Raw genomic sequence first — 11,476 nt, forward strand, 5'->3', positions numbered from 1 at the left:
TGAAACCATGTCGGTTTCCGTAACCCTTCCGGCGCTCGGTGAGAGCGTCACCGAGGGCACTGTCACCCGCTGGCTGAAGGCCGAGGGCGAGCGCGTCGAGGCCGACGAGCCGCTGCTCGAGGTCTCGACCGACAAGGTCGACACCGAGATCCCCTCCCCCGTGTCGGGCATCCTGGCCTCCATCAAGGTCGCCGAGGACGAGACCGTCGAGGTCGGTGCCGAGCTGGCCGTCATCGACGACGGCTCCGGCGCTCCGGCCGCTGCCGAGGCTCCGGCCGCTCCGGCTCCGGCCGCCGAGGCCCCCGCGGCCCCGGCTCCCGCCGCCGAGGCGCCCGCTGCCGAGGCACCCGCCGCCGCGCCGGCTGCCTCCGGTACCGATGTCGTGCTCCCCGCCCTGGGCGAGTCCGTCACCGAGGGCACCGTCACCCGCTGGCTGAAGCAGGTCGGCGAGTCCATCGAGGCCGACGAGCCGCTGCTCGAGGTCTCCACGGACAAGGTCGACACCGAGATCCCCGCGCCGGTCTCCGGCACGCTGCTGGAGATCCTCGTCGGCGAGGACGAGACCGCCGAGGTCGGCGCCCGTCTGGCCGTCATCGGCGTGGCCGGTGCCGCTCCGGCCGCTCCGGCCGCCGCCCCGGCCCCGGCTGCCGCTCCGGCTCCGGCCGCCCCGGCTGCCCCGGTGGCCGCTCCGGCTCCGGCCGCTCCGGTGGCCGCTCCGGCTCCCGCCGCCCCGGCCGCTCCGGCCGCCGCCCCGGCTCCGGTCCAGGCCGCCGCCCCGGTGGCCGCCCCGGCTCCGGTCACCCCCGTCGCCACCCCGGCCGCCGCTCCGGCGTCCGCCGGTGACGAGGCCGCGTACGTGACCCCCCTGGTGCGCAAGCTCGCCTCGGAGTCCGGCGTCAACCTGTCCACGGTCTCGGGCACCGGTGTCGGTGGCCGTATCCGCAAGCAGGACGTCCTGGCCGCCGCCGAGGCCGCCAAGGCCGCCGCTGCCGCCCCGGCTCCGGCCGCTGCCGCTCCGGCCGCTGCCGCTCCGGCCGCGAAGGCTCCGGCCGCCGCGGTGTCCGAGCTGCGCGGTCAGACCGTCAAGATGACCCGCATGCGCAAGGTCATCGGCGACAACATGATGAAGGCCCTGCACTCGCAGGCTCAGCTCAGCTCCGTGGTCGAGGTGGACATCACCAAGATCATGAAGCTGCGCGAGAAGGCCAAGGGCGCGTTCCTGGCCCGTGAGGGCGTCAAGCTCTCGCCGATGCCGTTCTTCGTCAAGGCCGCGGCCCAGGCGCTGAAGGCCCACGCGGTCGTCAACGCCCGGATCAACGAGGACGAGGGCACCATCACCTACTTCGACTCGGAGAACATCGGCATCGCCGTCGACTCCGAGAAGGGCCTGATGACCCCGGTCATCAAGGGTGCCGGTGACCTCAACCTGGCGGGCATCTCCAAGGCGACCGCCGACCTGGCCGCCAAGGTCCGCGGCAACAAGATCACGCCGGACGAGCTGTCGGGCGCGACCTTCACCATCAGCAACACCGGCTCGCGCGGTGCGCTGTTCGACACGGTCATCGTGCCGCCGAACCAGGTCGCCATCCTGGGCATCGGTGCCACGGTGAAGCGCCCGGTGGTCATCGAGACCGCCGAGGGCACCAACATCGGCATCCGCGACATGACGTACCTGACCCTGTCCTACGACCACCGCCTGGTGGACGGCGCGGACGCGGCCCGGTACCTCTCGGCCGTCAAGGCGATCCTCGAGGCCGGCGAGTTCGAGGTCGAACTCGGCCTGTAAGGCTCCCGCCCCTGCGGCAGCCACTCGATACGGCGCCCCCGTCCGGATCCACTCCGGGCGGGGGCGCCGTCGTCGGGCGGCGGAGGCCGTCGCACCGCTGCGCGGGGCCGCAGCCCTTCACCGCCTCCACGAGCGACCGGACTCCGCCGGACCTGGCGCGGGACGACCCCGCCGCCCACCTCGCCCACCTCGCCCTGTGCCTGTAGGTCCTCGCCCATGTCCGGACGGAGAACGACGCCCCACGAGGAGGCCGGGTGGAACAGACCGAAGCCACGGAGCTCTGCCGGGACTTGGCGCGCGACGACCCCGCCCGTCCATCTCCCCGAGCTCGCCCAGAGCCTCTTGGGCCGTGTCGGGAACGAATCCGGCTGCGGAGACCCGGCAGCCGCGATCTCGACGTCCGGGGAGGCTGCCGCCCCCCACCTGGCCCTCACCCGGAGCGATCCCGCCGGTCACCTCTCCGACCTGCCGGCCTCCCTGGATCGGCTCGCCGGACTCGGTTCCCCCGGGGCAGCTGTTCGCGGGGATTCCTCACCACCCACGAGTCGTTGCTCCTCGGCGACCGGGCCGTCGAGGAGCTGTGGCGGGCCGGCGAACCGGCGAAAGCACGTCGCCCTCGCCGTGCCGGCGCGGGCGGACGGGATTCCCGCCGCGCTGCGGGGCCGGCTCGCACAGCTGCCGGCGGCTCCCGAAACGCCTGCCGTGCCGGAGCTCCGCCTCGCCGTCGGGCTCCTTGAGGGCGCCGTCCACCAGGAGTTCTTCACCCCCCAGGCCCCTGCGGAACTCGCCGCCGTCCTGGCGGGAGAGCCCCTGGGCACGGCCGACCGGCTCGTCGCGAGCATCCGGGCCTCGGCCTGCCCGCAGCCGCTGTAAGCAGCCTCACCTGCGGTCCCTGGCGCGAACGCACCGCGCCGGGCCGCTGCCGCCGTATTGTCTACGCATCAGCCCCGGACCACCCCTGCACCCGCACCCAGGAGATGAACCGCCGATGATCACCCCACCCGTCGTGCACTCGCTGCGCGAGCAGATCCGCGAGCACATCGTGGAGGGGATCGTCAGCGGGCGCTGGAAGCCCGGCGAGCGGATCGTCGAGCGGCGGATCGCCGTGGAGCTGGAGGTCAGCCAGACGCCCGTGCGCGAGGCGCTGCGCGAGCTGGAGACGCTGCGGCTGATCGAGTCGGCGCCGAACAAGGGCGTGCGCGTGCGGAACCTGTCCGCGGCCGACCTTGAGGAGATCTACCCGGTCCGGGCGGGTCTGGAGCAGATCGCGGCCGAGCTCGCCGCGCCGCGGCTGGCGACGGACTGCACGGCCCTGGAGCCGCACGTGGCGGCGCTGTGGGAGGCCGACCGGATCGAGGACGGGACCGCGCAGGTGCGGCACACCGTCGGGTTCCACCGGGAGATGGTCCGGGCGGCCGGGAACAGCGTGCTGCTGCACACCTGGGAGAGCCTGGGCATCGAGGTCTTCACCGCCTTGTCCATCCGCTGGCTGGGAACCGTCCAGAAGTCCTACGCCGAGGAGCACGAGGCCCTCGTACAGGCCTTCCGCAGCCAGGATCCGGACATCGGTCTGCTGGTGAAGCGGCATGTCCTGGGGTGCGCCCCACGGGCGTGATCCGCCCGGCTCATCCTCATTTGACCGGCACCGCGTGCCTTTCTTCCTGGCACGCGGTGCCGACTTTCGTCGGATGGACGTTTCTTTGTCACTTTTATTTGATCGATCATCGATCAGCGATTTACAGTCGTCGCGGACCTCAACCAGGTCCACCGACCCTGTCCTGCCCGTCAGGGATTTTTTCACCACCTCTCCTTTGTCCGGAAGGCGGCGCACAGCAATGTCCGACCCCGTAGGAAAGCTTCCGAGCGAGCTCGACCAGCTCCCGGATCGCGACACCGAGGAGACCGCCGAATGGGCGGCCTCCCTCGACGCCGTCGCACAGGCCGCCGGTACGCGCCGCGCCGAATACCTGCTCCGCCGCACGCTCCAGCACGCCGAGGCCGCCGGCCTCGCCCTGCCCAAGCTGCTGGAGACGGACTACGTCAACACCATCCCGACCGCCGCGGAGCCCGAGTTCCCCGGCGACGAGGAGATGGAAGCCAAGATCACCGCATGGAACCGCTGGAACGCGGCCGCCATGGTGACCCGCGGCTCCAAGTACGGCGTCGGCGGTCACATCGCCACCTTCGCCTCCGCCGCGTGGCTCTACGAGACCGGCTTCCAGCACTTCTTCCGCGGGAAGGAGGCCGACGGATCGGGCGACCAGCTCTACATCCAGGGCCACGCCTCCCCCGGCATCTACGCCCGCGCCTTCCTCGACGGCCGGATCTCCGAGCAGCAGCTCGACAACTTCCGCCAGGAGTCCGGCGGCAACGGCCTGCCGTCCTACCCGCACCCGCGGCGCCTGCCGTGGCTGTGGGAGTTCCCGACGGTGTCCATGGGCCTCGGCCCGCTCTCCGCGATCTACCAGGCGCGGTTCAACCGCTACCTGCAGAACCGGAGCATCAAGGACACCGCCAACTCGCACGTCTGGGCCTTCCTGGGCGACGGCGAGATGGACGAGCCCGAGTCGACCGCCGCCCTGGCCCTCGCCTCCCGCGAACAGCTCGACAACCTGACCTTCGTCATCAACTGCAACCTGCAGCGCCTCGACGGTCCGGTCCGCGCCAACTTCCGCGTGGTCCAGGAGCTGGAGGCCCAGTTCCGCGGCGCCGGCTGGAACGTCATCAAGTCGCTGTGGGGCTCCGCCTGGGACGAGCTGTTCCAGCTCGACACCACCGGCGCCCTCGTACGCCGCCTGCGCGAGGTACCGGACGCCCAGTTCCAGACGTACGCGACCCGCGACGTGGCCTACATCCGCCAGCACTTCTTCGGCGCCAACGCCGACCTCGTCCAGCTGGCCGGCATGCTCTCCGACGCGAAGATCGCCGAGTGCTTCCACAGCTCCCGCGGCGGCCACGAGCCCCGCAAGGTCTACGCCGCGTACAAGGCCGCCCTGGAGCACAAGGGCGCGCCGACGGTCATCCTCGCGCAGACCGTCAAGGGCTACACGCTGGGTGCCGGGTTCGAGTCGAAGAACGCGAACCACCAGATGAAGAAGCTGACGATCGACGAGTTCAAGGACATGCGTGACCTCCTTGGCCTCCCGATCCCGGACAGCGCCTTCGCCGACGGAAAGGTCCCGTACGGCCACCCGGGCGCGAACAGCCCCGAGGTCCAGTACCTGAACGAGCGCCGCGCGGCGCTCGGCGGTCCGGCCCCGGCCCGCAAGGTCAAGCACGTGGCCCTGCCGGCTCCGGCCGACCGCTCCTTCGCCCCGCTCCTCAAGGGCTCCGGCAAGCAGGAGATGGCCACCACCATGGCCTTCGTCCGGCTCGTCAAGGACCTGATGCGGGACAAGGAGACCGGCAAACGCTGGGTGCCGATCGTCCCCGACGAGGCCCGTACCTTCGGTATGGAGTCCCTCTTCCCGTCGGCCGGCATCTACTCGCCGCTGGGCCAGACGTACGAGCCGGTCGACCGCGACCAGCTCATGTACTACAAGGAAGCCAAGGACGGCCAGATCCTCAACGAGGGGATCACCGAGGCCGGCGCCATGGCCGACTTCATCGCCGCCTGCACGTCGTACGCGACGCACGGCGAGCCGATGATCCCCTTCTACATCTTCTACTCGATGTTCGGCTGGCAGCGCACCGCCGACCAGATGTGGCAGCTCGCCGACCAGCTCGGCAAGGGCTTCATCGTCGGCGCCACGGCCGGCCGCACCACGCTGACCGGTGAGGGCCTCCAGCACGCGGACGGCCACTCGCACCTGATCGCGTCCACGAACCCGGCGTCGCTGAACTACGACCCGGCCTTCGCGTACGAGATCGCGGTGATCGTCAAGGACGGTCTGCGGCGGATGTACGGCGAGAAGCCGGAAGACGTCTTCTACTACCTGACGGTCTACAACGAGCCGAAGGTGCAGCCCGCCATGCCCGAGGGCGTGGAAGAGGGCATCCTGCGCGGCCTCTACCGCTTCAACACGGCGGCCGACCTCGCGGAGGCGGCCCCGGCCGCCGACGCCCCGAAGATCCAGCTGATGGCCTCGGGCACGGCGATCCACTGGATCCTGGAGGCGCAGAAGCTCCTCGCCGCCGAGTGGAACGTGGCCGCCGACGTCTGGTCCGCCACCTCCTGGGGCGAGCTGCGGCGCGACGCGCTGGAGTGCGACGAGGCGCTGCTGCGCGGCGAGGTGCGCACCCCGTTCGTCACCCGCGCGCTGGAGGGTGTCACCAGCCCGGTGCTGGCCGTCTCCGACTGGATGCGTCAGGTCCCGGACCAGATCAGCCAGTGGGTGGAGCAGGACTACACCTCGCTCGGTACGGACGGCTTCGGTCTGTCCGACACCCGTGAGGGCGCCCGCCGCCACTTCGGTGTCGACGCCCAGTCGATCGTGGTGGCCGCGCTGGCCCAGCTCGCCCGCCGCGGCGAGGTTCCGGCGTCCTCCGTCAAGGAGGCCCGGGAGCGCTACGGCCTGTAGGGCCCCGCGTCCACACCCAGCACGCCGAAGGCCGGTGTCCGACCCCGTCGAGGGGGTCGGACACCGGCCTTTCGCCGTAAGCGCGGTGGCGGCGCCGGGGTGAACCCGTGATGCTGGAGCGGTGATGGACGAGACGGAGTTCTGGGAGATCGTGGACCGTTCCCGCGAGGCCGCCGACGGCGACCCCGAGGAACACGCCGAGCTGCTCGTCGAGCGGCTCGCACAGCTCGACCCGGACTCCGTCCTGGACTTCGCCCGGCACTTCGAGTCCCGGTACAACCGGGCGTACACGTGGGACCTGTGGGGGGCCGCCTGGGTGCTGCTCGACGGGGCGAGCGACGACGCCTTCGACTACTTCCGCTGCTGGCTGATCGGCCAGGGGCGGGAGGTGTTCGAGGGCGGGGTGCACGACCCCGACCAGCTGGCGGAGCTCCTGGGCGACTTCGACGAGGAGATCGACGGGGACGGCGAGGAGCTGGGGTACGCGGCCGACGAGGCGTACGAGCAGCTGACCGGCGCGGTGGCGCCGGATCTGGGCGTCCCGCTGCAGGCGGCCGAGCCGGAGGGCACCCCGCTGGACTTCGAGAACGAAGCCGTGCTCGCGGAGCGCTTCCCCCGGCTGTGGGACCGCTTCCGCGCGTGATCGGTCGCGCGATCAGTAGTGCGTGCCGCCGTCGATGCGGATCTCCGTACCGGTGATGAACGCACCGTCCTCGGAGCCCAGCATGGCGACGACGCCGGCGACGGTCTGCGGGCCGGCGAAGCCCTGCCCGAGGGCCGGGGCGAGCTTGGCGAAGAGGGACCAGTCGGTGTCCTCGGGCAGCCCGGGGCCGGTGCCGGTGGTCATCCCGCTCTCGATGGAACCGGGGGCGACGCTGACGAACCGCAGGCCCTGCTTGCTGTACTCGGCGGCCATCGCGTGGGTCATGGACTGGATGCCGCCCTTGCTGGCCGCGTAGGCGGACATGTAGGGGTGGGCGAAGGACGCCGAGGTGGAGCTGAAGTTCACGACGACCGGCCGGTCGCCCGCGAGCAGCGACGGGAGGGACTCGCGGATCATCAGGAAGGTGCCGGTCAGGTTGACCCCGATGACCTGGTTCCAGAGGTCGAGGGTGGTCTGCTGCGTGTGCGCGGAGCGCAGGATCCCGGCGGCGTTGACCAGTACGTCGATCCCGCCGAGGGCGCCGGCCGCGGCGGCCACGCCCTGCTTGACGGCGTTCTCGTCGGATATGTCGAGGGGCGCGGTGGTGAGCCGGTCCGCGCGGCCGTCGGCGGCGGCCCGCTCGGCGGTGGCCTTCAGCCCGGCCTCGTTGACGTCCACGGTGTGGACCCGGCCGCCCTCGGCGAGGATGCGGTGGACGGTGGCCTGGCCGATGCCTGAGCCACCGCCGGTGATGAGGACGCGACGTCCTTCGTAACGGTTCATGGCGCGAGCGTACAGAAGACGTGACACGTTTTGCCATGGAGACAAAGAATGCAATGGCCGAGGTTGGCGGAAGGTACGCTTCAACTCGTGAGATCCCCGCGTCCGTACTCTCCCCAGGCCGGCCCCGGAGCCCAGTCGCTGACCGAGCGCCGCAAGGCCGCCACCCAGCTCGACATCGCCCGCGCGGCCTGCGATCTGTTCGCCGAACACGGCCCCGACGGCACCACCGCCGAGGACATCGCACATCGCGCGGGGGTGGCGCTGCGCACCTTCTACCGCTACTTCCGCAACAAGCAGGAGGCCGTGGCCCCGTTGCTCGCGGGCGGCGGTGACGCCTGGCGCGCACTCCTCGCCGAGGAGGACCCCGGCACACCGCTGGGCGAGGCGCTGGAACGCGCGGTCACCCGCTCGCTGAGCGGACAGCAGGCGGTCGGGGAGGGGCTGGAGGTGACCCGCGGCCTGCTGCGCGCGGCGGCGGACGACCAGGCCCTGCGCGCGGTCTGGTACCGCGTGAACCAGGACTCCGAGGAGCACCTGGTCCCGGTGATCACCCGGCTGGTGGGCCCGGAGGCCGATCCCCTGGAGGTACGCCTGCTCGCGGCGGCGGCCACGGACGCGATCCGCGTCTCGCTGGAGCTGTGGTCGACCACGGAAGCCCCGGTCTCGGGGCCCGGCTCCCCGGCGGAGCTCGCGGTCCGCTGCCTGCGTGACCTCACCGGCGCGATGCCCCTGCTCCTCCACTGAGTCCGGTGGAGGAGCAGGGGCATCGGATCGGGCCCGTGGGCCCTAAGTGTCCCGGTGAGGTTCAGCGGCCACCCCAGCCGCCACCGCCACCGCCACCGCCGCCCCCACCGCCGCCGCCATTGCCACCCCAGCTGCCGCCGCCGTCGCCGCCGTTACCGCCGCCCCCACCCCAGTTGCCGCCGCCGTCGCCGCCGTTACCGCCGCCGCCACCCCAGTTGCCGCCGCCGTCGCCGCCGTTACCGCCGCCGCCACCCCAGTTGCCCCAGTCACCACCGTTGCCGCCACGACCGTTACCCCAGTCGTCGTGGTTGCCCCAGTCGCCGTTGCCACCCCGGCCGGAGTCGTTCCAGTTCGAGTTGCGCCAACTGGCATCGCGCCAGTTGTTGTTGTCGCGCCAGTTGTCGTTGTATCCGCCGACGCCGCCCTGGTCCCAGCACCAGCTGGGGCGGTCACGCCAGTCGCGGTTGCAGCAGGCGTCCCACCGGGCGTCGGAGCGGTTCGAGGGGTACCGGTAGCAGTCGTAGCCGCCGTTCCCGCCTCCGCCACCACCACCGGTGACGACCGAAGCCGAGGCGCTGGCGACGGGCAGCAGACCTATCGTGATTCCCGCGGCGCCCGCCATGGCTGCCGCAACGATCTTACGGCGCATTCTCATGCACCTCCGCACATGTCTCGCTTATGAGGTTTTTAGGTCATTTCCACCCTCACTCGCCCATGCGGACCTGTCAAAGCGGAAAGGCCCCCCGCCGCTCTCCGAAGAGAGTGGCGAGGGGCCTCCCACCAGGCATTTCTAGAGGTCGAAGTACAGCTCGAACTCGTGCGGGTGCGGCCGCTGCGCGATCGGGGCGATCTCGTGCGTGCGCTTGTAGTCGATCCAGGTCTCGATCAGGTCGGGGGTGAAGACACCGCCGGCCAGGAGGTACTCGTGGTCCTCCTCCAGAGCCTTGAGGACGTCCTCAAGGCTGGTCGGGACCTGCGGGACGCTCGCGTGCTCGTCGGGCGAGAGCTCGTAGAGGTCCTTGTCGATCGGCTCCATCGGCTCGATCTTGTTCTTGACACCGTCGAGGCCCGCGAGCAGCAGCGCCGCGAAGGCGAGGTACGGGTTGGACGACGGGTCCGGGGCGCGGAACTCGACGCGCTTGGCCTTCGGGTTCGAGCCCGTGATCGGGATGCGCATGGCGGCGGAGCGGTTGCGCTGCGAGTACACCATGTTGACCGGCGCCTCGAAGCCCGGCACCAGGCGGTGGTAGGAGTTCACCGTCGGGTTGGTGAACGCCAGCAGCGACGGGGCGTGCTTGAGGATGCCGCCGATGTAGTAGCGGGCGGTGTCCGACAGGCCCGCGTACCCGGCCTCGTCGTAGAACAGCGGGTCGCCGTTCGCCCACAGCGACTGGTGCACGTGCATGCCCGAGCCGTTGTCACCGAAGATCGGCTTCGGCATGAAGGTCGCGGTCTTGCCGTTGCGCCAGGCGACGTTCTTCACGATGTACTTGAAGAGCATCAGGTCGTCGGCCGCGGCGAGCAGCGTGTTGAACTTGTAGTTGATCTCGGCCTGGCCACCGGTGCCGACCTCGTGGTGCTGGCGCTCGACCTGGAGGCCCTGGGCGTCCAGCTCGAGGGAGATCTCGGCGCGCAGGTCGGCGAAGTGGTCGACCGGGGCTACGGGGAAGTAACCACCCTTGTAGCGGACCTTGTAACCACGGTTGTTCTCCTCGGAACCCGTGTTCCAGGCACCGGCCTCGGAGTCGATGTGGTAGAAGCTCTCGTTCGCGGTGGTCGCGAAGCGCACGCTGTCGAACACGTAGAACTCGGCCTCGGGGCCGAAGTACGCGGTGTCGGCGATGCCGGTGGAGGCGAGGTACGCCTCGGCCTTCTTCGCGATGTTGCGCGGGTCGCGGCTGTAGGCCTCACCCGTGATCGGGTCGTGGATGAAGAAGTTGATGTTGAGCGTCTTGTCCTTGCGGAACGGGTCCAGACGCGCGGTGCTGATGTCGGCACGCAGCGCCATGTCGGACTCGTGGATCGCCTGGAAGCCGCGGATCGAGGAGCCGTCGAAGGCCAGCTCCTCGTTCGGGTCGAACGCGCGCCCCGGGATGGTGAAGTGCTGCATCACACCAGGCAGGTCGCAGAAGCGGACGTCGACGAACTTGACGTCGTTCTCCTCGATGTACTGCTTCACTTCGTCGGCGTTCTGGAACATCCAACTCCTCCTACTCCCGGCCCCGGGGCAGGGACGGGTTTTTTTAGCTCGTGGTGCGTCAGTGCGGTGTCGCACGCTGACCCGACCATAAGCAGACGGGATTTCCCAAGCATGACCCATTTGTTTCGCACAAGTTAACCAGGGTCCGGCCGGAGGGCCGTGCGGCGCCACGGGTACCGTGTTCGGGTGGACAACAGACAGGCAATCGGATCCTGGCTCTCCGGCCCCCGCGCGGCCGCCGAGGAGATGGGCGTCGACTTCGGCTATCCGGGGCAACGGCTCGGCCTGCCGCAGCAGGGGCCCGGCTCGGTGGCGCGGTTCGGGCGCCGGCTCGGGGCCGTCGCCATCGACTGGATCGGCTGCCAGCTGATTGCCTACGGGCTGATCACCGGCGGCGACCTGGCCGCGGCGGGCAACTGGACCCTCGGGCTCTTCGTGGCCCTCACCATCCTGACGGTCGGCACCGTGGGCTTCACCCCCGGCAAGCGGATCCTGGGCCTCCGGGTGATTTCGGAGTCCGGCGGCCGCCTCGGCATCGTCCGGGTGGTCGTGCGCACGCTGCTGCTGGCCCTGGTCATCCCGGCGCTGATCTGGGACCGCGACGGCCGCGGCCTGCACGACCGGCTGGCCCGCGCCGTCCAGGTCCGCATCTAGTCCCTCAGAGAGCGCCGACGACACAGGGGTGGGCCCCCCCCCCCCGGGGGGGGGGGGGCCCCCCCCGGGCGTGTAGGACATACGATGAAGAGGGTCGCGGCCCACATCACCCCCCCCCCCGAGACACACACAAGGGGGGGGGGGCC

The 11,476-nt window shown here is 70.8% G+C and carries 10 protein-coding genes; 7 read left to right on the forward strand and 3 right to left on the reverse strand.

Annotated elements, in window-relative coordinates:
* The first annotated feature begins 7 nt into the window (after positions 1–7).
* The 5 genes from sucB (at position 8) to ACGFZK_RS32125 (ending at position 6,949) form a co-directional block, all read left to right on the forward strand.
* The gene (sucB, locus tag ACGFZK_RS32105; protein ID WP_393852363.1) at positions 8–1,786 is read left to right on the forward strand and encodes a 2-oxoglutarate dehydrogenase, E2 component, dihydrolipoamide succinyltransferase; all 1,779 of its coding nucleotides are present in this window, start codon (positions 8–10) and stop codon (positions 1,784–1,786) included.
* A 702-nt stretch (positions 1,787–2,488) separates the two neighbouring features.
* Positions 2,489–2,659 (forward strand): hypothetical protein, encoded by a 171-nt coding sequence (locus ACGFZK_RS32110; protein WP_393852364.1) that lies wholly within the window; start codon positions 2,489–2,491, stop codon positions 2,657–2,659.
* A 118-nt stretch (positions 2,660–2,777) separates the two neighbouring features.
* Positions 2,778–3,401, forward strand: a complete 624-nt coding sequence (locus ACGFZK_RS32115; protein WP_393852399.1) for a GntR family transcriptional regulator — start codon at positions 2,778–2,780, stop codon at positions 3,399–3,401.
* 220 nt (positions 3,402–3,621) lie between these two features.
* Complete coding sequence (aceE, locus tag ACGFZK_RS32120; protein ID WP_393852365.1) at positions 3,622–6,306, forward strand: pyruvate dehydrogenase (acetyl-transferring), homodimeric type; 2,685 nt, start codon at positions 3,622–3,624, stop codon at positions 6,304–6,306.
* A gap of 124 nt (positions 6,307–6,430) precedes the next feature.
* Positions 6,431–6,949, forward strand: a complete 519-nt coding sequence (locus tag ACGFZK_RS32125) for a DUF4240 domain-containing protein (protein ID WP_030389062.1) — start codon at positions 6,431–6,433, stop codon at positions 6,947–6,949.
* 12 nt (positions 6,950–6,961) lie between these two features.
* On the opposite strand, the gene ACGFZK_RS32130 is transcribed toward ACGFZK_RS32125, so the two are convergent.
* Complete coding sequence (locus ACGFZK_RS32130; RefSeq protein ID WP_393852366.1) at positions 6,962–7,732, reverse strand: SDR family NAD(P)-dependent oxidoreductase; 771 nt, start codon at positions 7,730–7,732, stop codon at positions 6,962–6,964.
* Between the two features lie 87 nt (positions 7,733–7,819).
* Here ACGFZK_RS32130 and ACGFZK_RS32135 point away from each other — a divergent pair, with 87 nt between their 5' ends.
* Entirely contained in the window at positions 7,820–8,476 is a 657-nt protein-coding gene (locus ACGFZK_RS32135; protein ID WP_393852367.1) for a TetR/AcrR family transcriptional regulator, read from the forward strand.
* A gap of 61 nt (positions 8,477–8,537) precedes the next feature.
* On the opposite strand, the gene ACGFZK_RS32140 is transcribed toward ACGFZK_RS32135, so the two are convergent.
* Positions 8,538–9,125, reverse strand: coding sequence for a hypothetical protein (locus tag ACGFZK_RS32140; protein WP_393852368.1), 588 nt, complete (start codon positions 9,123–9,125; stop codon positions 8,538–8,540).
* A gap of 141 nt (positions 9,126–9,266) precedes the next feature.
* The gene (gene glnA, locus ACGFZK_RS32145; RefSeq protein ID WP_031148608.1) at positions 9,267–10,676 is read right to left on the reverse strand and encodes a type I glutamate--ammonia ligase; all 1,410 of its coding nucleotides are present in this window, start codon (positions 10,674–10,676) and stop codon (positions 9,267–9,269) included.
* Positions 10,677–10,862: 186 nt separating this feature from the next.
* Between glnA and ACGFZK_RS32150 the strand changes: the two genes are divergently transcribed.
* Positions 10,863–11,330 (forward strand): RDD family protein, encoded by a 468-nt coding sequence (locus ACGFZK_RS32150; protein WP_393852369.1) that lies wholly within the window; start codon positions 10,863–10,865, stop codon positions 11,328–11,330.
* Positions 11,331–11,476: the final 146 nt, after the last annotated feature.

This window comes from Streptomyces sp. NPDC048257, from assembly GCF_043201855.1.
Taxonomy (GTDB): domain Bacteria; phylum Actinomycetota; class Actinomycetes; order Streptomycetales; family Streptomycetaceae; genus Streptomyces.

Bases quoted from the DNA above. Each gene is read 5' to 3' on its own strand.
- sucB (WP_393852363.1), top strand. From the start codon at position 8: ATGTCGGTTTCCGTAACCCTTCCGGCGCTCGGTGAGAGCGTCACCGAG.
- aceE (WP_393852365.1), top strand. From the start codon at position 3,622: ATGTCCGACCCCGTAGGAAAGCTTCCGAGCGAGCTCGACCAGCTCCCG.
- ACGFZK_RS32125 (WP_030389062.1), top strand. From the start codon at position 6,431: ATGGACGAGACGGAGTTCTGGGAGATCGTGGACCGTTCCCGCGAGGCC.
- ACGFZK_RS32130 (WP_393852366.1), bottom strand. From the start codon at position 7,732: ATGAACCGTTACGAAGGACGTCGCGTCCTCATCACCGGCGGTGGCTCA.
- ACGFZK_RS32140 (WP_393852368.1), bottom strand. From the start codon at position 9,125: ATGCGCCGTAAGATCGTTGCGGCAGCCATGGCGGGCGCCGCGGGAATC.
- glnA (WP_031148608.1), bottom strand. From the start codon at position 10,676: ATGTTCCAGAACGCCGACGAAGTGAAGCAGTACATCGAGGAGAACGAC.